18 protein-coding genes and 1 pseudogene are annotated in these 19,909 nt (G+C 69.2%); 8 read left to right on the forward strand and 11 right to left on the reverse strand.

Features of this window, described 5'->3' with window-relative positions; all coding sequences use genetic code 11:
- Window positions 1-86: 86 nt before the first annotated feature.
- The 3 genes from HDA40_RS17610 to HDA40_RS17620 form a co-directional block, all read right to left on the reverse strand.
- Window positions 87-854 carry a serine/threonine-protein kinase gene (locus HDA40_RS17610; protein ID WP_253757201.1) on the reverse strand — a complete coding sequence of 256 codons (768 nt, stop codon included), beginning with the start codon at window positions 852-854 and terminating at the stop codon, window positions 87-89.
- 149 nt (window positions 855-1,003) lie between these two features.
- Window positions 1,004-1,207 carry a DUF397 domain-containing protein gene (locus HDA40_RS17615; protein WP_253757203.1) on the reverse strand — a complete coding sequence of 68 codons (204 nt, stop codon included), beginning with the start codon at window positions 1,205-1,207 and terminating at the stop codon, window positions 1,004-1,006.
- A 97-nt stretch (window positions 1,208-1,304) separates the two neighbouring features.
- Complete coding sequence (locus HDA40_RS17620; protein ID WP_253757205.1) at window positions 1,305-2,180, reverse strand: helix-turn-helix domain-containing protein; 876 nt, start codon at window positions 2,178-2,180, stop codon at window positions 1,305-1,307.
- A gap of 195 nt (window positions 2,181-2,375) precedes the next feature.
- On the opposite strand from HDA40_RS17620, the gene HDA40_RS17625 reads away from it, so the two are divergent.
- Together HDA40_RS17625 and HDA40_RS17630 are read left to right on the forward strand one after the other, a co-directional pair.
- Complete coding sequence (locus tag HDA40_RS17625; RefSeq protein WP_253757206.1) at window positions 2,376-2,576, forward strand: DUF397 domain-containing protein; 201 nt, start codon at window positions 2,376-2,378, stop codon at window positions 2,574-2,576.
- A 613-nt stretch (window positions 2,577-3,189) separates the two neighbouring features.
- The gene (locus HDA40_RS17630) at window positions 3,190-4,122 is read left to right on the forward strand and encodes a sigma-70 family RNA polymerase sigma factor (protein ID WP_253757208.1); all 933 of its coding nucleotides are present in this window, start codon (window positions 3,190-3,192) and stop codon (window positions 4,120-4,122) included.
- Between the two features lie 60 nt (window positions 4,123-4,182).
- On the opposite strand, the gene HDA40_RS17635 is transcribed toward HDA40_RS17630, so the two are convergent.
- Window positions 4,183-5,118: a C40 family peptidase gene (locus HDA40_RS17635; protein ID WP_253757210.1), complete on the reverse strand. Its 936-nt coding sequence runs from the start codon at window positions 5,116-5,118 to the stop codon at window positions 4,183-4,185.
- Window positions 5,119-5,608: 490 nt separating this feature from the next.
- On the opposite strand from HDA40_RS17635, the gene HDA40_RS17640 reads away from it, so the two are divergent.
- The 5 genes from HDA40_RS17640 (at window position 5,609) to HDA40_RS17660 (ending at window position 11,411) form a co-directional block, all read left to right on the forward strand.
- A complete protein-coding gene (locus HDA40_RS17640) occupies window positions 5,609-6,091 on the forward strand; it encodes a DUF6232 family protein (protein WP_253757212.1) in 483 nt (160 codons plus the stop codon).
- Window positions 6,092-6,190: 99 nt separating this feature from the next.
- Window positions 6,191-7,021 (forward strand): MHYT domain-containing protein, encoded by an 831-nt coding sequence (locus HDA40_RS17645; RefSeq protein WP_253757214.1) that lies wholly within the window; start codon window positions 6,191-6,193, stop codon window positions 7,019-7,021.
- 22 nt (window positions 7,022-7,043) lie between these two features.
- Window positions 7,044-7,757: an HD domain-containing protein gene (locus HDA40_RS17650; protein WP_253757216.1), complete on the forward strand. Its 714-nt coding sequence runs from the start codon at window positions 7,044-7,046 to the stop codon at window positions 7,755-7,757.
- 223 nt (window positions 7,758-7,980) lie between these two features.
- Window positions 7,981-10,398, forward strand: coding sequence for a ribonucleoside-diphosphate reductase subunit alpha (locus tag HDA40_RS17655; RefSeq protein WP_253757218.1), 2,418 nt, complete (start codon window positions 7,981-7,983; stop codon window positions 10,396-10,398).
- 17 nt (window positions 10,399-10,415) lie between these two features.
- Window positions 10,416-11,411: a ribonucleotide-diphosphate reductase subunit beta gene (locus HDA40_RS17660; RefSeq protein WP_253763669.1), complete on the forward strand. Its 996-nt coding sequence runs from the start codon at window positions 10,416-10,418 to the stop codon at window positions 11,409-11,411.
- Window positions 11,412-11,491: 80 nt separating this feature from the next.
- Here the strand turns inward: HDA40_RS17660 and HDA40_RS17665 are convergent, their stop codons facing one another.
- The gene (locus tag HDA40_RS17665; RefSeq protein ID WP_253757220.1) at window positions 11,492-12,364 is read right to left on the reverse strand and encodes a M23 family metallopeptidase; all 873 of its coding nucleotides are present in this window, start codon (window positions 12,362-12,364) and stop codon (window positions 11,492-11,494) included.
- 179 nt (window positions 12,365-12,543) lie between these two features.
- On the opposite strand from HDA40_RS17665, the gene HDA40_RS17670 reads away from it, so the two are divergent.
- The gene (locus tag HDA40_RS17670; protein WP_253757222.1) at window positions 12,544-14,586 is read left to right on the forward strand and encodes an AfsR/SARP family transcriptional regulator; all 2,043 of its coding nucleotides are present in this window, start codon (window positions 12,544-12,546) and stop codon (window positions 14,584-14,586) included.
- Between the two features lie 95 nt (window positions 14,587-14,681).
- Here the strand turns inward: HDA40_RS17670 and HDA40_RS17675 are convergent, their stop codons facing one another.
- From HDA40_RS17675 to HDA40_RS17700, 6 genes and pseudogenes are all read right to left on the reverse strand, one after another.
- Window positions 14,682-15,782 (reverse strand): golvesin C-terminal-like domain-containing protein, encoded by a 1,101-nt coding sequence (locus HDA40_RS17675; protein ID WP_253757224.1) that lies wholly within the window; start codon window positions 15,780-15,782, stop codon window positions 14,682-14,684.
- A 77-nt stretch (window positions 15,783-15,859) separates the two neighbouring features.
- Window positions 15,860-16,528, reverse strand: a complete 669-nt coding sequence (locus HDA40_RS17680; protein WP_253757226.1) for a response regulator transcription factor — start codon at window positions 16,526-16,528, stop codon at window positions 15,860-15,862.
- Window positions 16,525-17,493: a sensor histidine kinase gene (locus tag HDA40_RS17685; RefSeq protein WP_253757228.1), complete on the reverse strand. Its 969-nt coding sequence runs from the start codon at window positions 17,491-17,493 to the stop codon at window positions 16,525-16,527. Before HDA40_RS17685 ends, HDA40_RS17680 begins: the two co-directional genes overlap by 4 nt.
- Before the next feature lie 20 nt (window positions 17,494-17,513).
- The gene (locus HDA40_RS17690; protein WP_253757230.1) at window positions 17,514-17,783 is read right to left on the reverse strand and encodes an SHOCT domain-containing protein; all 270 of its coding nucleotides are present in this window, start codon (window positions 17,781-17,783) and stop codon (window positions 17,514-17,516) included.
- A gap of 206 nt (window positions 17,784-17,989) precedes the next feature.
- A pseudogene (locus HDA40_RS17695) lies at window positions 17,990-18,890 on the reverse strand (arginase family protein); the annotation flags it as partial.
- An 87-nt stretch (window positions 18,891-18,977) separates the two neighbouring features.
- Window positions 18,978-19,895 carry a tetratricopeptide repeat protein gene (locus tag HDA40_RS17700; RefSeq protein WP_253757232.1) on the reverse strand — a complete coding sequence of 306 codons (918 nt, stop codon included), beginning with the start codon at window positions 19,893-19,895 and terminating at the stop codon, window positions 18,978-18,980.
- Window positions 19,896-19,909 lie beyond the last annotated feature (14 nt).

Consider the following 19,909-nt stretch of genomic DNA (forward strand, 5'->3'; position numbering starts at 1 on the left):
CCTGACGTCCGGCTGACCATGACAGTGGGCTGACCCTGACGTTGGTATGTCGGCGGCTCGGCAAGATTAGTTCCCGGGTTCTCCGATCACACCGTGACCAGGCTCCAGAGCGTGATGGACACCTCACGGGCGGACGGCCGGTGGGACGGGTTCTTGTCCATGCAGGCCCGGACCAGATCGGTGATCCCGCCCGGCAGGCCGGGCACGGCGAGCACCGGCGCGGGCGCCAACGCCTTCGGCCGTACGCCCCGGCGCGGCCGCCCGATGCTGCGAGTCTGATACGGCGAACTCCCGGTGAGCATGCGATAGACCAGTACGCCCAGCGAGTAGACGTCCTCAGCCCGGCTGAGCCCGTCCTCGGTCGCCTCGGCGAGCCCGTAGTCGATGATCTTCACACCGACCGGGGTCAGCATGACGTTGTCCGGGTTGAGGTCGCGATGCGTGACACCGCGCCGATGGGCGACCGCCAGCACGTCGGCGACACTTCCGCCGATCCGGGCCACCTCCGGCCACGGCAGCAGCGTCCGGCGGTCCATCCGGGTGGACAGCGACTCGCCCTGGAGCAGCTCCAGGACCATGAAGCCGATCGTCGACCCGTCCGCGAGCGCGGCGTCGCCATAGTCGTAGAGGCGCGGGACGTTCGGATGACGCAGCCGCGTAGTGATCATGGCCTCGTTCCGGAGCAGCTCACTCGTCACGGAGTATGCCCGGCCCCGTCCGGACAGACACTTCACCGCCCGGGCTTTGCCTTCGAAGCTGTCGACGGCCCGGTAGACGTGCGAGACGCCACCCATCGCGAGGCGGCCGGTGAGGACATATCGTCCACCGAGCGCGGTGCCAACGGGGAGCCACACGAGAGAGAAGTTTTCCTCACCGTGCGTACGCGGAACAACAGTCGGCGTGTTACGAGAAACGAAACTGGCACGCGAGCGACGCTGCGGGAGATCGCCGAGGCCGCGCAGGCGACCGCCGTCGGGCTCCCGCAGACCTGATCAGCCGTCGATCACTCGGCCCGGGCCGACCGCTCGTCGAAGTCGCCGGCCGCGACTCCGGCCCGGAAGACCCGCCACTCCTCGTCGGTCAACCGGACCATCTGGGCCGGAGCCAATGAACTGCGAATCAGGACGTCGTCGCCGTCCCGTCGAACCTCCGCACAGGACGTGGACTCACAGCCGGCCGCCCGACGCCACTGTTCCCGATCGGACATCGACACCCGCCTTTCGCCGTATCCGTCGATGCCTTGAGTGTGCCACGCGTACGCGAGCCGATTTCCGGTCTGACCTGAACCTGAATCGCGAATGAATTCAGTGGAATCGCTGGGCGCCTTCAGCAATGCGCCGATACGACTCCGCCGAGCTCAGCGACACCGATTCGAGCCACCGGTACGCCTTCCAGTAGGCGCTCGCGTCGGCGCTGTCCACGATGGTGGGGAGGGTGAGCGCGCTTTCGGCGTAGACGAGATCCGCGTCGGAGGACGAGGGGAACTCCATGATGATGAACGAGCTGGTGATGGCATGAACACCGGCCGAGAACGGCAGGACCCGGATCTGGATCTTGGCGTCGCCCTCGAACCCGGCGAGGTATTCCAGCTGTTCGCGCATCACCTCCGGCGAGCCGGCGACGCGGAGCAGCACGGCCTCGTCCAGCACGATGCTGATCTGCGGCCGGGCCTGGGCTTCGACGAGGTGTTGACGGCGCAACTGACGGACCGTGGCCCGGCGCTCCTGATCCTCGCCGGACAGACCCTCCAGAGTCGCGGTACGCAGGATCGCGCGGGCGTACTCGGGGGTCTGGAGCAACCCAGGCACGGCCAACGGCTGGAAGAACGAGAGGCTGGAAGCGTCAGACTCCAGTGCCACGTACTCGGCGTACCCGGCGGGCAGCTGGTCGCGGTACTCCGCCCACCACGAGCGCTGACGCGTGGCCCGCGCGAGATCCACGAACTCCGCGATCTCCGTAGCTTCGGTGACCCCGTAGAGCTGCAACAGTGCCTTGACGTCGGTGACCGTCGGCTTGGTCTTGCCGTTCTCGATCCGAATCATCTTCGAGATCGACCAGTCGAGTGCGTCGGCCGCCTGCTCCTGAGTCCGGCCGGTATCGTCGCGCGCCGCTCGAAGCGCTTGAGACAGCCTTCGGCGCGCGATGGTCGGGCCGTGCAGGCGGCTGGTCGCGGGCTCCATGCCCTCCTCCGTGCTCGTCCGCTCCCCCGGGCTGGCAATCCGTCAGCGAGCGCTCCGCCACCTGGCTTACCGCCCACCTGGCTGACTGCCAGTAAGGACAAAGGGTATATCGTCCCTTCCGTCATTGTCACTGCGTGGATCTCCATGATGGACGGCACACCCGCAGTGACCAGCCCTGGCAATCGGGAGTGTCAGATGGTGGAACTGCGCGCCGCAGTGTGGCGGCGTAGCACCAAGTGCGAGTCCGGAAGCTGCGTCGAGGTCGCCGACCTGGACGAGAACGTCGGCCTGCGCAACTCGACTCGTCCGGAGATCGCGATCGCCTTCTCCGTCGAGACCTGGCGCGACTTCATCGCGGGAGTACGCGCTGGGGAGTTCGATCAGCCGTCCGCATGAGCAGACGGCACCCGGGCTGTCTCCCGAGTGCCGTAAGACCGACCGAGCCCGCACAGGCACCGCCCGAGTCCACAGTGAACATACCGGCGTCTCCCGCGCCGCCCGCATCAGGGCCACCAGCCGTCACCCGTTAGCGTGACAGCCGGTCGTGCCTCTTGACATGAGCCGAGTGGCCAGATCCGGGCACCGCTCAAGATCATTCAGGTTAGCCGTCTCGGCGTCCGGGTACTTCTTTCGCGCCACACCATGATCAAACGACAACCGATCATGCCCCTGAAGCGTCTCTATATCGCAAGGAGGGGGCGAAAGATGAGCGTCGGTGACCGGGATCGCAGCGTCATAGTGACCTGGATCGCTGCTCACCGGCGGTGGATCCGGTGGAATGAATAGGGCAAACGCGGCGTTGAGCTGAAGCGCGACGAGGGGGTCGCCGAAAACCGCAGCTTATCGCGCTGATCAGCGAAGTCGCATGTGCCTTTCAGGGGTTTCACAGTTAGCTGTGACACTTTCAGACCGGCGAGAAGGAATCAGCTCCGTTGGTCATCTGTTAAGCAGATGTCAGCACCGCACACCGTAGCGGTAATTACGGGGGAGGGACCCGAACGTGGAGAACATGACGATCCTGCGCACCGACCAGGTGGCCGAGGAGCGTGACCTCGTCGGCGTCTACCTGCACGAGATCTCCCGCACGCCGCTGCTCGACGCGGCCCAGGAGGTCGAACTCTCCAAGGCTATCGAAGCCGGCCTGCTCTCCGAGCACTGGCTGGACGAAGACCAGATCCCCGAGGGGGTCAGCCGGGAAGAGCTCGAGCTACTGATCTCGGAGGGCAATCGCGCCAAAGACCTGTTCATCCGGGCCAACCTGCGGCTGGTCGTGTCGATCGCCCGCCGGTACGTCCGGTCCGGCATGCCGATGCTCGACCTGATCCAGGAGGGCAACACCGGCCTGGTTCGGGCAGTCGAGAAGTTCGACTACGTCAAGGGCTACAAGTTCTCGACCTACGCCACCTGGTGGATCCGGCAGGCGATCAGCCGCGCGATCGCGCAGCAGGAGCGTACGGTCCGGCTTCCGGTGCACCTCGTCGAGGACGTCAACCGGATGCGGAACGTCGCCCGGCAGCTCACTCGCGAGCTGGGCTCCGAGCCCGAGCCGGAGCAGATCGCGGCCGCGCTCCAGGTGCCCGTCGAGCGGGTCAACGAGCTGATCCGCTGGTCGCAGGACACCGTGTCGCTCGACACCCCGGTCGGCGACGACGGCGACACCAACCTGGGTGACCTGGTGGCCGACTCCGACGCCCCGTCGCCGGAGGAGATCGTCCTCTCGGCCCTGGAGCGTCAGCGGATCGAGGGCCTGCTCAACCACCTCGACGACCGCTCGGCCGGCATCATGCGGGCGCGCTACGGCCTGGAAGACGGCCGCGAGCACTCGCTCACCGAGGTCGCGTCGCGCTTCTCGCTCTCCCGCGAGCGCATCCGGCAGCTGGAGATCCAGGCGCTGGGCCGGCTCCGCGAGCTGGCTCGGGCCGAGGGCCTGCAGACCGCCTAAGCCCCAGTTGTACGCAGAAAGCCCCGCCCGACATCGGGCGGGGCTTTCTGCTGTTACTGACTAGGACTTGACTCGGCCGTAGCCGTACGGCGTCATCATGTCGATGCTGGCGAGTTTGACCGATTCGCCGAAGGTCGGGGCGTGGATGACCTTGCCGCTGCCGACGTAGATCGCCACGTGCCCGAGATCGGAGTAGAAGACCAGATCCCCTGGTGCCAGCTGGGACCGGCTGATCCGGGCGGTCTCGTCGTACTGGGTGGCGGCGTGGTGATAGAGGCTCACCCCGGCCGCCTTCCAGGCCGCCATGGTCAGGCCGGAGCAGTCGTAGCTGCTCGGTCCGTCGGCGCCCCAGGCGTACGGCTTGCCGATCGCGTTGTACGCGTACGTCACGGCGACTCCGGCCTTTCCGGAGACCGCCGGGATCTTCCCGGTGTATCGCCCGGAGGTCTGACTGCTCGTGCCGTACAGCTGCTTCTTCTGGGCTTCCAGTTTCTTCAGATCACCCTCGATCTGCTTCTTCTGGGCGGCCAGCTTCGCCACGTCCTCCTGGGCCTTGGCCAGGGCCGTCTGCAGCGCCGACTTCTGCTCGTCGTACTTGTCCCCGGCGTCGCGGGCCGACTCGATCATCGTCGTCTGCGTGTCGGCGAGCTGCTGCAACGTGCCGAGGCGTTCGACCACGTCCGTCGGTGACGAGGTACCGAGCAAGGCGTTCCAGGTCGCCAGCTGACCGCTTCCGGCGTACGCCGACGCGGCCAGCTTCGCGACCCGCTGGCGAGCGTCGTCCCGCTGGTGCGCCAGCGGGCCGAGCGACGTCTCCAGTTGCTGGATCTGCGCCTGCACCGACTTGGCCTGCTCGGTGCTCTTGTTGAACTGCTCGACGAGCTTCTCCAGTTTGGTCGACGCCTCGGTGATCTGTTTGGAGAGCTCGGACTCGGAGGGAGCCGCGTGGGCTGCGCCGGGCGCCAGGAGCACCGCCAGCGCAGCCACGAGAGGCATGGCGAATCGCCAACCCCGTGGGAGTAGTCGCAAGGGGGTGTGAACCTTTCTTCCGCGGCCCGACCTTCTCCGCAGGTCAGGGCCGGCCGCCTACCGGGTTAGCTGCGACGTTTGGCGTCACGGGCTCGCGCTGGAAGATTCGCGCTACCACGACCGGGGGAACGGCCGCGGATTCGCCCCACTTACCTGGGTCCCCGGTTCACAATCAATCGCTGGTGACTCGACGGCACCGGCCAGGTGTCGGCCTTTTCTGGACGATCGGGGGCCTGACCAGCTCAGACACCGTAACCCGGGATTCGCGTCGTGCAAAGGGCAAGATGCACCCATCTGCCCATGATGGCCCCGGTTGGGCCGGGAAAGTTCATCAGCTCAGTCTGCGATCAGCTGGCATAAGAGGTGCCAAGGTGACAGGTGGCAGATTGAAGCACTTCCCAACGATGCCGGTCACTCCGACAATGAGCATACAAGCGTGTCACACGAGGAGGAGGCCATGCAGCCTACCCGGCGCGCACAGGAGCTGAGCCTGCCCGGCATCCGGGTCACCGACCGGTGGTTCGTGGTGGGTCAGCGCAAGTTCGACGTCACCGAACTGCAGAACCTGCGGACGGTGCGCGGATCGCATCACCCCCTGGCGGTCCGCGCCGGGATCTGCGCGCTGCTGGCCGTGGCCGGCATCGGCGTCTTCTTCGACCGGCTGGAGCCCGTCGGCTTCGTCGGCCTGACAGTCGCCGCCCTTCTGCTCGCCGCGACCGCGGTCGCCGTCGCCTGGCGCAATCCCCGTAGCTACGAGATGTGGGCCGAGTATCGCGGTCTCAGCGTTCAGCTCTACTACTGCGACAACGAACGCCGCTACAACGCCGTCTCCCGTGCGGTCATCCGCGCCCGCGAGCGCGCGTACCTGGCGGATTCTCCCGTCGCCGACCAGTATCCGGCAGCGGCCGCGCAGGCCGCATGGTTCACGCAAGCTGCCTGACTCGCACCAAGTGTGCGACATGCGACCCGGACATCTGCCGATAGTGGCAGGACAGTCATCCATCCGATGCTGTGCGGTCAAGGTCCGGGAGCACCCCCAATGCCGGAGATCCACCATTTCGCGTACGGCTGGTTCAACCCCGCGCTGGCGTACCTGCTGGCTTTCAGCGGTTGTCTGACCGGCCTGGTCTGCACCACTCGCGCCCGTGCCGCCGGCACGCCGGCCCGCCGAGCCCGCTGGCTCATCCTCGGTTCGGTCTCCATCGGCGGCGCAGGCATCTGGCTCATGCACTTCATGGCGATGATCGGCTTCGACATCCCCGCCAGCCCCATCCGCTACAACCTGACCGCGACCGTGGCCAGCCTGCTGTTCGCGGTCGTGACGGTCGGCCTGGGCCTGTTCTTCGTCGGCACCGGCCGGCGCGGGATGGGCAAGTTGCTCGTCGGCGGCGTCTTCACCGGCTCCGGCGTGGTCGCGATGCACTACACCGGCATGTACGCCATGCGCGTGTCCGGCCAGATCAGCTACGACGAGGGACTCGTCCTCGCCTCGGTGGTGATCGCGATCGTCGCGGCGACCGTCGCCCTGTGGTTCACCATCTCCGTCCAAGGTGGATGGAAATCGCTGCTGACCGCGGCCGCCGTCATGGCCTTCGCCGTCTGCGGCATGCACTACACCGCGATGGCGGCGTTGCGCGTACACCTGGAATCGACGGCGGCTCCAGCGACCGGGATCGCGCCGACGCTGCTCATCGTGCCCATCTTCGTCATCGCGGCGGCGACTCTGCTCGGCGCGTTCGTGAGCGCGTTGCAGGCCATGACGCAGGAGGAATTCGGCAGCGGGCCGATCACCCCGCCGTCCCAGGCCATCGTCCGCGTACCCCGGCCGCGCACCACCTCCGGAGTCCACAGTGCACCCGGCCGGGATTGACGGAATCTGCTAGAAACGGCGCATGCTCCGAGACTTCCGGCCGACGTTGGCGATGATGCCCCTGCACGCGATCACCGAGGTCTACGGGGAGGAGGGGCTGCGAGAGCGGTTCCTCCACGAGATCTCCCGCTTCGGCGAGGCCGACCGCGTACGCCTGGAGCAGGCCCTCGATCTGGCCGCGGACCTGCACGGCGGGCAACGTCGCGTACGCGAGCCGTATCTGAATCACCTGTTGCGCGTGACGATCCGGATCCTCCACTACTACCGGGTCGACGACGTGGACGTCCTCGTCGCCGCTCTGCTGCACGACGCGGCCGAGGATCAGGCGGACAAGCTGGTGGGAAGCGCGGACACGACGGCCGCGCTGGACCGCTTGGGTGAGTTGTTCGGGCCCCGGGTCCGCCGGCTGATCGCGGCCGTGACCAACCCGGAGTACACCCCGGACCGGCACGAACACGAGCAGTACCGCGAGCATCTCGCCGAGTCGCTGGACGCGGAGCCGTGGGCGCGGGTGATCAAGATCTCCGACTTCACCGACAACGGCGTGGGCGTCATCCACACCACCGGGCCGAAGGTCAGCAGTTCGGCGCGCAAGTACCGGCCCCTCGTGCCGCTGTTCCGGGAGTTGATCCCCCGGGCCGACACGCCGCTGAGCGACGCCGCCAAAGCGCACATCCTGGACCAGCTCGATCTCGCTGAAGAGCGTTTCGCGGCGATTCTCGACGGCAGAGTTTGACGGCCGTCAGCGCGACACGCCCGACATATGTTGGGGTTCTTTCTCGCGGCCACCACAACATGTAGGGTGATTTCACCGGCTCGCCGCTAACGGCGGGCACGGGTCCGTCCACCGCGCCCACGCGCTGCCACTGGCTTCGCGTGCGCTGCGCTGTGCCCGCGAACCGTGCCGCGCGGGCGCCCGGCCGGCTGTGGAGGCTTGCGTTCTGGAGGGGGAACTGCCCATGTCTACCGCGACATTGGGGATCGCACCGCACGAACTCGGTGAGACCCGGCACGCGCTGTTCGGCGAGGTCGAGGCGGCTGCGGCCGGGCTCGCCGAGGTGGAGCCGAATCGGGTGGCCGAGCCGGTGGTGGCCGGGGTGTGGCCCGGCGCTACCCAGGCTGACCTGCGACTTCGTGCGATCGAGACGGCGGCCGCGCTCGTCGCGCAGGAGCCGGCGTACTCGCGGCTCGCGGCGCGCCTGCTCGCCCGGCACATCCGCGAGGAGGTCGCCGGCCAGGGCGTACACCGATTCAGCGAATCGGTCGAGACGGGGCACCGCCTGGGGCTGATCGCCGACGACGTGGCCGAGTTCGTCGCGGCGCACGCCGGTGAGCTCGACGCCCTGGTCGATGACGGCGCCGACGACCGCTTCGAGTACTTCGGCCTGCGGACGGTCTACGACCGGTACGTCTACCGGCACCCGACCAACCGGCAGGTCATCGAGACCGCCCAGCACTTCCTGCTCCGGGTCGCCTGTGGACTCATGGGGCCGGTCGGGGCGGCGGGCACCATCGGCCGGGCGGTGGCCGGCGGCGTGACGGGGGTCGCCGAGTTGTACCGGCTCATGAGCCGGCTGGCGTACCTGCCCAGCTCGCCGACCCTGTTCAACGCCGGAGCGCGGCGTCCCCAGCTGTCCAGCTGCTTCCTCCTCGACTCCCCCAAGGACGAGCTGGACTCGATCTACGAGCGCTACACGCAGGCCGCCCGCCTCTCCAAGTACGCCGGCGGCATCGGCATCTCGTGGAGCCGCATCCGCTCCCGGGGTTCGCTGATCCGGGGCACGAACGGGCTGTCCAACGGCATCGTGCCGTGGCTGCGTACCTTCGACTCCAGTGTGGCCGCGGTGAACCAGGGCGGCCGCCGCAAGGGCGCCGCCTGCGTCTACCTGGAGCCGTGGCACGCCGACGTCGAGGACTTCCTCCAGCTGCGTGACTCGACCGGCGACGAGAACCGGCGTACGCACAACCTCCACCTCGCCAACTGGATCCCGGACGAGTTCATGCGCCGGGTCGAGGCCGACCAGCCGTGGTCGCTGTTCGACCCGAAGGTGGTGCCGCACCTGGTCGACCTGTGGGGCGGGGACTTCGACGTCGCGTACCGGAAGGCGGAGGCCGAGGGGCTGGCGACCAAGCAGGTCAGCGCCCGCGAGTTGTACGGCCGCATGATGCGTACCCTCGCCCAGACCGGCAACGGCTGGATGACCTTCAAGGACCAGGCCAACCGGACCAGCAACCAGACGGCCGTCCCGGAGAACGTCGTCCACCTGTCGAACCTGTGCACCGAGATCCTCGAGGTGACCTCGGACGGCGAGACGGCGGTGTGCAACCTCGGCTCGCTCAACCTGGCGGCGCACGTGCGGTTCGACGAAGCCGGCGGGGAGTTCGACTTCGCCGCCCTCAGCGAGTCGGTACGGATCGCGGTGACCGTGCTCGACCGCACGATCGACCTCTCCTACTACCCGACCGCCGAGGCGGCCAAGGCGAACCTGCGCTGGCGGCCCACCGGCCTCGGGGTGATGGGGCTCGCCGACGTCTTCTTCCAGCTGCGGCTGGACTTCGACGCGCCGGAGGCGCTCGCGCTGTCCACCCGGATCGCGGAGGAGATCGCGCTGTCGGCGTACGAGACGAGCGCGGAACTGGCCGCGACGCTCGGCCGGCACGAGACCTACGACCAGACACGGGCGGCGCAGGGCGTACTGCACGTCGACCACTTCCCCGACGCCGCGATCACCCAGGCCGCCCGGTGGGCCGCGCTGCGTACGCGGGTGGCCGAGGTCGGGCTGCGCAACTCGCTGCTGATCGCGATCGCGCCGACCGCCACGATCGCCTCGATCGCGGGCGCGGCCGAGTGCATCGAGCCGGTCGTCTCCAACCTCTTCAAGCGCGAGACGCTCTCCGGCGAGTTCCTCCAGGTCAATCGGCACCTGATCCAGGAACTCAAGGAGCACGGGCTGTGGACGGACACGCTCCGCGAGAAGATCGTCGCGACCGAGGGCTCGATCGCCGGGATCGACGAGATCCCGGCCGAGATCCGGTCCCGCTTCCGCACGGCGTGGGAGCTGCCGCAGCGGGCGCTGATCGACCTGGCCGCCGCGCGTACGCCGTTCATCGACCAGTCGCAGTCGCTGAACCTGTTCATGGCCGCGCCCAACATCGGCAAGCTCTCCTCGATGTACGCGTACGCCTGGCGCAAGGGTCTGAAGACCACCTATTACCTGCGCTCCCGGCCGGCGACCGCGATCGCCAAGACGACCCTGGCCGCCCAGCCCGGGTCGATCCGCCCGGTGTCGGCGCAGCCCGCACCGCAGCCGCGCGCGGCGATGTCCCTGATCAACCTGAACCTGGAGAACCCGGAAGTCTGCGAGGCCTGCCAGTGACGACCACCGCCCAGAAGATGCTGCTCGACCCGGGTCTCGACCTGACCCTGCGGCCGATGCGGTACCCGGACTTCTACGAGCGGTACCGGGCGGCCATCCGCAACACCTGGACGGTGGAGGAGGTCGACCTCGGCTCGGACCTGCCCGATCTGGAGACCTTCACGCCGGAGGAGCGGCACCTGATCAACCGCCTCGTGGCGTTCTTCGCCACCGGGGACACGATCGTGGCCAACAACCTGGTGCTCAACCTCTACCAGCACATCAACGCGCCGGAGGCCCGGCTCTACCTGTCCCGCCAGCTGTTCGAGGAGGCCGTGCACGTCCAGTTCTACCTGACGCTGCTCGACACGTACCTCCCGGACGAGGCCGAGCGGGCCAAGGCGTTCGCCGCGGTGGAGAACATCCCGTCGATCGCCCGCAAGGCCCAGTTCTGCTTCACCTGGATCGACTCGGTCTTCGACGTGCAGCGCCTGGAGACCGTCGAGGACCGGCGCAAGTTCCTGCTCAACCTGATCTGCTTCGCCGCCTGCATCGAGGGCCTGTTCTTCTACGGCGCCTTCGCGTACGTCTACTGGCTGCGGTCGCGCGGGTTGCTGGACGGGCTGGCCGCCGGGACGAACTGGGTGTTCCGCGACGAGTCCATGCACATGGACTTCGCGTTCGCCGTCGTCGACACGGTTCGCGCGGAGGAGCCCGGCCTCTTCGACGAGGAGCTGGGCAAGACGGTCACCCGGATGCTGGAGGACGCGGTCGACGCCGAGCTCCAGTTCGCCGACGACCTCTGCGGCGCCGGGCTGCCCGGCATGACCACCGCGGACATGCGCGAGTACCTCCAGTACGTCGCGGACCAGCGGCTGGCCCGGCTCGGCCTGCCGGCCCGGTTCGGCTCGCGCAACCCGTTCCCGTTCATGGCCCTGCAGGACGTCCAGGAACTCGCCAACTTCTTCGAGCGGCGGGTCACGGCGTACCAGGTCGCGGTGGAGGGGACCGTCTCGCTCGACGAGGACTTCTAGTCCTCGCAGACGAATGGGCGCGGGCCGGGGGTCCTCATCCCGGTCCGCGCCCTGTCTTCAGCAGCGTCAGTGGAACGCCGTCAGCCGCAGTGCTCGAAGCCGCTGGTGTAGCTCGAGCCGCCGGTGCTGCCGCCCCACTTCACGCATCCCGGGGCGGTCCGCTTCACCGGCCCGGCGTAGTAGCTGAAGTTGCCGGAGTCCGTGGTTCTCGTCGAACCCTGCGGCTCCAGGAAGGCGCTCGTCGCCGTGGCCGACCCGACGTTGGCGAACTTGAGCGTGACCACGCAGTTCTGCCCGGCCGAGCTGCTCCACAGCAGGTTGGTGGTGCCCGCGCTGCCGAGCTTCACCGAGTCGATGTTGTTGTAGCCCGCGCCGCAGACCTCGCGCGGGTCGTACGGGGTGGCGCAGTTGTTCGAGGTGACCGAGCCCCGGGTGTACGGGAAGGTCACGCCGTTGAACACGGACTTGATGATGTGCGACTGCGACCGGTCCGGGTACCGGACCTCGTAGTGCAGGTGCGGCGAGATGCCGTTGCCCGGCTTGGACGTGTTGCCGACGCCGCCGATGACCTGGCCGCGCAACACCGACTGTCCGATCACGACCGCCATCGTCGTCAGGTGGGCGTAGTACGAGTAGTAGCCGCCGCCGTGGTCGATGACGATCAGGTTGCCGTATCCGTTGATACTGCCCTGATTCGTCGCGACGTCGACGGTGCCGGCCGCCGAGGCGAGCACGGTGTCGTTCTCGTCCGCGTACGCGGTCGAGCCGCGGTTGAAGTCGATCTCCCAGGAGACGTGGGCGGAGCTGTCGTTCGAGTCGCCGGTCCAGGTCTGGCCGCAGGGGAACGGCAGCTGGAAGGACGGCGCGGCGGCGGCGGGCGACTGGATCGCCAGCACTCCGGCGGCCACGATCGCCAAGGCGACCGCGCCGCGCGCGAGCCTTGAGATTCTCACTGTGCTCAGCGTCCTTTCGGGGGTTGGGGGTAGTCCGGCCCTCCGGTTGCTGCGCGGGGGTGGCGTCAGCGTCACCCGAAGGGCTACAGGAGTTCTCCAGTTCGGCTACAGACATCACTGGAAGGTGGATCTATGTCGGCGTACAGTCAGCCGGGTCAGTTCGACGAACGGCGGTGGCCATGGGTCTCGAGTTCCGTCTTCTGGGCCCGTTCGAGGTGCGCGACGACGACCGGCCGGTGCCGATCAACGGCGTGAAACCCCGGCAGTTGCTGGCGAGCCTGCTCCTGCACCCCGACCGGCCGGTCTCGGTGGACCGCCTGATCGAGGTGCTCTGGCCGATCGACCCGCCGCGCTCGGCCGCGGCCAACATCCAGACCTACATCAGCGGGCTGCGGACCTGTCTCGGCGACGACCACGTCGTGCGCTACCCGCCCGGGTACGCCGTCGTCATCGGACCGGCCGACCTGGACGTGGCGAGCTTCCTCCGGGAGACCGATGAGGCGATCCGGTTGCGCCGCCTGGGTTATCTGGCCGACGCGCAGCGTACGCTCGAATCCGCGCTCGCCCGCTGGCGTGGTTCCCCGCTGGCCGACCTGCCGCCGAGTCCACTGTGGCAAGTCGAGCTGGACCAGCTGACCGAGCGCCGTCTCGCCGCTCTCTCCGAGCTGCTGGATCTGCGCATCCGCCTCGGCGACCCGGATCGGGCCGTCGCCGAGTTGCGGGGTCTGACCGCCGAACACCCGCTGCGGGAAGGTCTGTGGGCGCTACTCATCCGCGCGCTGGTCGCGGCCGGTCGGCGAGCCGACGCCCTCACCGTGTACGCCGAAGTCCGCCACACCCTCGCCGAGGAGCTGGGCGTCGGCCCGGGTCCGGAGTTGCAGCGCCTGCACAACGATCTGCTCGCCGCGGACGCCACTCCGATCGCGTCCCACCCGGTCGGCCAGCAGCTGCCCGCTGACGCCGCGATCGTGTTGCGCGGGCTGGCCGCGTTCGGCGACGCGACGGTTCCGGCCTGGTTCGCCGGGGCGCTGCTGGAGGACGGCGAGGAGCAGATGGACCGCCTCGTCTCTGCCCGGCTGGCGGTGGACGCCGGCGTCGACGCGCTCGGGCAACGGCGGTATCGCGTACCGGTGCTGGTCCGGATGCTCGCCGACGCCCAGTCCGGCGACTGGCCGCAGCCGGACGAGGCCGGGCTGGTCCGCGTCCTGGGCGGCCTGCTCAGCCTCGCCGAGGACGCCGGGCACGCGTTGCCGCACAGCCCGTTCGGTCCCGGCCAATCGGTCGCGCCCCGCTGGAAGCCGCCGATGACCGAAGTGGACGATCCGGTCGCGTGGTTCGTCACCGAGCAGGACATCCTGCTCACCGCCATCGAGGTCGCCGGTCGGCTCAACCGCCCGGACTTCGCCTGGGAACTGGCCCTGGCCACCGTCCCGTGGTGTGACCTGGCCGGGCATCCGGAGGTCTGGGAGACCGGGCACCAGACCGCGCTGGCCATCTGCCGTCGCCTCGACGATCAGCTCGGCGTCGCCGTCACCCTGCGCGGCCTCGGCCAGCTGCATCTCTACCGGGACGAGTACGCCCAGGCCGACGCCGCCTTCGGCCGGGCGAGACTGCTGTTCGCCCAGCTCGGGCAGCCCGCCGGGGTGGCCGCCGCGCTCTCCGGGCTCGGCGCGGTGCATCGCGTACGCGGGGAGCTGGATCTCGCGGTGGATTACTACAGCCGTGCGCTGGAGGCGTTCGTGGAATGCGCCGAACCCTCCGGCGAGGCGTACGCCCGCGGCGCGATCGGGCAGGTGTGGCTCGCCCGGGGCAACCTCGACCGGGCGCAGGAATGGCTGGAGAGCGCGCTGAACCTCGCCGAGGTGATCGGCGACCGGCATCGCACCGCGCATCTTCGCCAGGCGCTCGGTTCGGTGGCCCGCCGGGAGGGCCGCGAACAGGATGCCCGGGGACTGCTCGACCAGGCCCTCGCCGGGTTCACGACGATCGGCGACATCCACGGCGAGGCGTACGCCCTGGTGGAACTGGGCCGATTGGAGCAGACTCCGGCCGAGGCGGCCGACCGGCTGACCCGGGCGCTGCACATCTACCAGCGGCTCGGCGATCGGCGGGCGGAGGCGGACACGGCCGAACGGCTCGGTCAGCTGCACGGCGCCGCCGGTCAGCGGGAGCTGGCCGCCGCGTACCTCGACGAGGCGCGGCGGCTCCGCGCCCAGCTCTGACCCCGCTGATCTCTGCGGATCACGGTTACGCAGGGCTAAAACCGCCTCGGAAAGCATGCGTAACCGTGATCCGCCGGGAAGACGCGGCGGAAGAATCAGACTTGGGTGATGCGGATGGCGTCGGCGATCACGTAGCCCGTGCCCGAGGTCCACCGGCTCACCGCGACGACGTCCTGTGCTCCCGCCGCGAAGGCGAAGGTGCCCACGGTGTTCCACTTGCCGCCGTTGGCCTGCTGGTTCACGGTGACCGTCTGGTTGCCCGACGAGCTGAAGACGACGTACGGCGTGGTGGCGTTGTAGCCCGTGTTCGCCGGGTAGTAGGTCTCGATCTTGTAGTTGCCCGCGCTCGGCAGGGTGGCGCTGTAGTACGCCGCGTCGCTGGCCGCCACCGGGTCGGCGTACCGATAGTCGGTGCCGTACCGCTGGGTCGAGTAGGTGGAGGTGCCCCAGTTCGCCGAGGCCCGGAACGAGCTGGAGGTGTTGTCGACGGTCACGGTGAACGCCGGGGTGCTGCCGAGCGCGGCCGCGACGTCGGTCCGCAGCTGCGGGAGCATCGCGTAGAAGGCGTCACCCGGGCATTCGGTCGCGTAGTAGTCGCGGTGACCGTAGATCTTCGTCGGCGCGATGCCGTACTTGCTGCAGATGTACGCGCACAGCTGCACCAGGTTGGAGTAGAGCGCGGTGGTCGGCGTGACGCTGGTGTAGGTGCCCTCGTTCTCGATGCCGATCGCCTTGTCGTTCTGCCCCGGGCAGTGCGCGCCGACGACCATGCCGCTGCCGGAGGTCAGGTGGGACAGGCTGTAGTGCCGGCCCTCCATGATGTAGCCACCCCGGGAGACGGTGAAGTGCTGCCCGGTGTCGGACCAGCCGTTGCTGTCCATGTGGTAGTTCTGGATCGTCTTCGCCAGCGAGTACGCGTGCGCCTGCGTGTAGTCGGTCGAGTTCGCCGTCGCCGTGTGGTGGATCAGGATCTTGTCCGGGTTGGTGCTGATCTGGGTCAGCGTCGACGAGGCGGCACGGGCGCCCCAGGTGGCGCAGCTGGCGATGGTGGGCGTGGTGACGGCCAACGCCGGGGTGGCGGAGAGCAGCTCGACTCCGCCGAGAGCCGCACCGGCTCCGAGCAGGACCGCGCCGCGCATCATCGCGCGCCGGGAGACGGCCGAATCGAAGGGATTCGGTGAGGTGGGGACCGACATCGTGTTCCTCCGGGGAGGGAGATGGGATGAGGGGTCCCGCGCAGCGATGATTACTAAACACCCGGCCGGCTAGATCGTCAATCCATCCATCCCGGCCGGACCAGTCCCGCCTCGTACGCCGTCACCACGAGCTGGGCGCGATCCCGGGCGCCGAGTTTCACCATCGCCCGGCTGACGTGCGTCTTCGCGGTCAACGGGCTCACCACCAGCCGGTTCGCTATCTCCTCGTTGGACATGCCCAGCCCGACGAGGGCGACGACCTCCTTCTCCCGCTCGGTGAGCTGGTCCAGCTGCCCGGTCGGCGGGGACGGCGCGCGGGAGCGGGTGGCGTACTCGGCGATGAGCCGGCGGGTGACGCCCGGCGACAGCAGGGCCTCACCCGCGGCGACCACTCGCACCGCGCGTACGAGGTCGGCCGGTTCGGTGTCTTTCACCAGGAATCCGGCCGCCCCGTCGCGCAACGCCGTGAAGACGTACTCGTCCAGCTCGAACGTCGTCAGGATGATGACCTTCACGTCGGCCAGCACCGGGTCGCCGGCGATCCGGCGCGTCGCCGCCAGGCCGTCCAGCTCCGGCATCCGGATGTCCATCAGGACCACGTCCGGCCGCAGCTCACGGACGACGCGTACGGCCTCGGCTCCGTCGTTGGCCTCCCCCACCACCTCGACGTCCGGCTGCACGTCGAGCAGGGCGCGGAAACCCGCGCGTACCAGGGCCTGGTCGTCGGCCAGCACCACGCGAATCACCGGGGAAACACCGCCATCACCTCGAAGCCGCCCTGCCCGTCCGGCCGTGCGGTCGCCACGCCGCCCACCGAGGCGGCTCGTTCCTGGATGCCGACCAGCCCGTGCCCGCCCTCATGCCCCGCGGGCTTCGGGCTCGCCGGTCCGGGATCGGCCACGCCCACCGTCACCGCGCGAGCCGCGTACTGGATGACCAGGGTCGCGGTCCGCGCGCTGCTGTGGCGCATCACGTTGGTCAGGGCCTCTTGAATGATGCGGTACGCCGAAAGCTCCACCGTCGCGGGCAGGTCGGGCCGACGCCCGAGCGTCTCGGTCTCGACCTTCAAGCCGGCCGCTTCGGCCTGCCGAATCAGGTCGTCCACTCGCGACAGATCCGGGGTGGGTGACCGCGGCGCCCCATCGGGATGAAGGCCGGCCAGCACCGACCGCACCTCGGCCAGTCCGTCCCGGCTCGCCTGCTTGATCGCTTGCAGCGCTGGGCGTATCTCCTGGGGCTGAACCTCCATGACCTCCAGCGCGACCGACGCGCGGACGTTGATGAGCGACAAGCTGTGGGCGAGCACGTCGTGGAGTTCGCGCGCGATGCGGACGCGTTCGTCCGCGGCCTCGCGCTTCTCCTCCTCGCTGCGGCGACGCTGCTCCTCGGCCTGATACCGCCGGTACGCCTCGCGCCGCGCCCGCGCGAACGGGCTGGCGATCGCCGTGAACGTGCTCGGGATGATCGCCGGGAACGGGAAGCCCAGCAACAGGTACGCGACGTTGATCAAGCCGGTGGCCGTGCTGGCCACGACGGCCCACCGGCGCAGCAGCAGGAGCGCCAACGGCCCGGCGACCAGCAGTCCGAGCTGGACGGTCGTCACCGGGACCTGCCGGACGCCGCTGACCGCGAGGGCGATGAAGGTCTGGAGCAGGGCGAGCCCGATCGGCCAGCCTCGTGGCCGCCCGCGCCACCGCTCCGGATGCTCCATCGCCCTCATCCTGCCACTGGTCACGAAGTACGCGGCGCGTCCAGGACGGACATGCGCTCCCGATACTCCTGCTCGTTGATCTCACCCCGGGCGTAGCGCTGGGCGAGGATGACGCGCGGGTCGCTGTCGCCGCCGTAGCGCCAGTGGCCCGGGTAGCCGTGACCGTTGCGCCAGTGCCGCCGCCAGAACAGACCGCGGATGACGAAGAAGAGCAGAATCCAGAACGGGATCCAGAGCCACGGCCCGAAGAACCACCAGCCGCCCCAGTAACCGGCGTGTGCGAGAACCATTTTTCCCTCCTCATCTCGTCCTTCGAGGGTGGTTCTTCCGCGCCGGGATTACGTCGTACGCGCAGCGACACTTGCGCCTACTCCCCCGGGAGTACGCACGGCACGGCGTCTCGCGCGAGCGGCTTAGGACGCGACGGTCTGGTCGGTGGAGCGGCGCGGGCGTGGGACGGCCTTCTTCCGGCCCACCGCGCGCGGCTGCTGCAACAGCGGGGCCAGCCCGGTGATCAGCATGTCGACGACCTCGCGGGCGTACGAGCCCTCCGGGTCGTGATCGGGATCGAAGACCGTCAGCTCCATGCCGAGGCACTCGGGCGTGCCGACCAGCCCGGCGATCAGCATCTCCAGCTCCGCGAAGGCGATGCCGCCCGGGTCGGGCGCGTCGACCGCCGGCATGACCGCCGGATCGAGCACGTCCACGTCGACGTGCAGCCAGAAGCCGGCGCAGTGGGTGAGCTGCTCACGGGCCCACTGTGCGCTGCGGGCGGCGCCCGCGGAGCGCAGCGCGGTCACCGGGCGGACCGAGAAGCCCCCGGCGGCCAGGTCGAGGCGGTACTCGTCGTGCTCCCGGATACCGAGGACGACCACGTCCGTGTCCCGCACGTAGGGGCGGCGCGCCTCGATCCCGGCCAGCTCGATCTGGCCCCGGCCGGTCACCAGGGCGAGATCCTCGCCGGCGGCCGCGCCGACGTACGGCGCGTTACCGGGGTGCCGGAAGTCGGAGTGCCCGTCGACGAAGACGAGCCCGACTCGGCCGTCCACTTCGTCGCCGAGCCGGTGCATGGCCACCATCGAGCCGAGCAGCACCGAGCAGTCTCCGCCGAGGACGAGCGGAAACTCCCCGGCGTCGACGATCCCGCCGATCCGGTCGGCCAGCCGCTGGGAGTACGCCGAGATCTGCGCCGCCTGGGCCACCCCGTCACCGGGACGCCAGTCGCCTGGGTCGTACCGCGGCGGCGTGATGCAGCCCGCGTCCCGGGCGCCGAGGCGGTCGACGAGCCCGTGGTCGCGCAGCGCGCCAGGCGCCTTTCCGCAGCCCGGGACCGAGGTGGCCGTGGGCGGGCGCAGGCCGAGATTGGTCGGTGCGTCCAGCACCGCGATCCGTCTCATCCTCGCCCTCCCCCCTCGCGTCCGGCGCGTGAACCCCCTGGTTATGCGACCGATGCCTGCAGGCCGAGGATAGCGATCTATGCCAACCTAATAAAGAGCGCTGGCCAGAGCCCGCCGAGCGGTGACAACAGCCGGATCGTCCGGTCCGGCGATGGTGAACAAAGAGACGAGGTGCTGACGTACCTTCTCCCGATCGTCGCCGAACACCCGTCGGACGAGTCCGATGAGCCGGGCGTACGCGTCCTCGGCCTGGCCGCTCAACGCCTCCAGGTCGGCCGCCAGCAGTTGGGCTTCGAGGTCGTCCGGGGCGGCCTGGGCGGCGGCCAGCACCGCCTGCGGGTCGTGGCCCTGAATGCGCTTGGCCGCGCCGACCTGGGCGAGCCCGGCCTCGGCGGCGGCGTCGCGGGGCGTCTCGGACAGGATCTTCTGGTACGCCCGCTCGGCCGCGTCGAGGTCGCCCATCATGAGCATCCCGTCGGCCTCTTCGAGCCGGGGGTCCTCCGGGATCTCGACCTCGGCCCCGCTTGCCCGGAGCACGGCGTCGAGCCACTGCCGCAGCTGCGCCTCGGGAAGCTGACCGGGCAGGCCGTCGATCGGCTGCCCGTCCACGAAGGCGAAGATCGTCGGCAGCGCCTGGATGCGCAGCGCCTGAGCGAGCTGCGGATCGGTACGCACGTCGTTCCGGGCCAGCACGAAGCTGCCGTCGGCGGCGAACTGCTCCAGCGCGGGGTCGCCGGCGTACTGTCCGCCGGCCACGAACTCCAGGATGACCGGGATCGTCCGGGACTTCTCCACGACGTCCCGCTGGAACGTCTGGACGGTCACGTCGATCGGCGCGTTCGCCCCGGCGAATCGCGGAACCCCGGTATCGCCGCCATCGGGTGCGGCTCCGGCGGGCGGCGCCGTGGCGTCGGGCTGCGGGGCGGTGGACCGCAGCGCGCTGAGGTCCACCGCACCCCGGGTGAAGATCGACTGCCCGCGGCTCGGGTCTCGGGGATCCGTCATGCCCTTAGTCTAGG

It is taken from the genome of Hamadaea flava (assembly GCF_024172085.1).
Classification (GTDB): Bacteria; Actinomycetota; Actinomycetes; order Mycobacteriales; family Micromonosporaceae; genus Hamadaea; species Hamadaea flava.

Bases quoted from the DNA above. Each gene is read 5' to 3' on its own strand.
- HDA40_RS17620 (WP_253757205.1), bottom strand. From the start codon at position 2,180: ATGGAGCCCGCGACCAGCCGCCTGCACGGCCCGACCATCGCGCGCCGA.
- HDA40_RS17700 (WP_253757232.1), bottom strand. From the start codon at position 19,895: ATGACGGATCCCCGAGACCCGAGCCGCGGGCAGTCGATCTTCACCCGG.
- HDA40_RS17630 (WP_253757208.1), top strand. From the start codon at position 3,190: ATGACGATCCTGCGCACCGACCAGGTGGCCGAGGAGCGTGACCTCGTC.
- HDA40_RS17660 (WP_253763669.1), top strand. From the start codon at position 10,416: ATGCTGCTCGACCCGGGTCTCGACCTGACCCTGCGGCCGATGCGGTAC.
- HDA40_RS17625 (WP_253757206.1), top strand. From the start codon at position 2,376: ATGGTGGAACTGCGCGCCGCAGTGTGGCGGCGTAGCACCAAGTGCGAG.
- HDA40_RS17675 (WP_253757224.1), bottom strand. From the start codon at position 15,782: ATGTCGGTCCCCACCTCACCGAATCCCTTCGATTCGGCCGTCTCCCGG.
- HDA40_RS17690 (WP_253757230.1), bottom strand. From the start codon at position 17,783: ATGGTTCTCGCACACGCCGGTTACTGGGGCGGCTGGTGGTTCTTCGGG.
- HDA40_RS17655 (WP_253757218.1), top strand. From the start codon at position 7,981: ATGTCTACCGCGACATTGGGGATCGCACCGCACGAACTCGGTGAGACC.
- HDA40_RS17615 (WP_253757203.1), bottom strand. From the start codon at position 1,207: ATGTCCGATCGGGAACAGTGGCGTCGGGCGGCCGGCTGTGAGTCCACG.
- HDA40_RS17670 (WP_253757222.1), top strand. From the start codon at position 12,544: ATGGGTCTCGAGTTCCGTCTTCTGGGCCCGTTCGAGGTGCGCGACGAC.
- HDA40_RS17650 (WP_253757216.1), top strand. From the start codon at position 7,044: ATGCTCCGAGACTTCCGGCCGACGTTGGCGATGATGCCCCTGCACGCG.
- HDA40_RS17640 (WP_253757212.1), top strand. From the start codon at position 5,609: ATGCAGCCTACCCGGCGCGCACAGGAGCTGAGCCTGCCCGGCATCCGG.
- HDA40_RS17645 (WP_253757214.1), top strand. From the start codon at position 6,191: ATGCCGGAGATCCACCATTTCGCGTACGGCTGGTTCAACCCCGCGCTG.
- HDA40_RS17685 (WP_253757228.1), bottom strand. From the start codon at position 17,493: ATGGAGCATCCGGAGCGGTGGCGCGGGCGGCCACGAGGCTGGCCGATC.
- HDA40_RS17635 (WP_253757210.1), bottom strand. From the start codon at position 5,118: ATGCCTCTCGTGGCTGCGCTGGCGGTGCTCCTGGCGCCCGGCGCAGCC.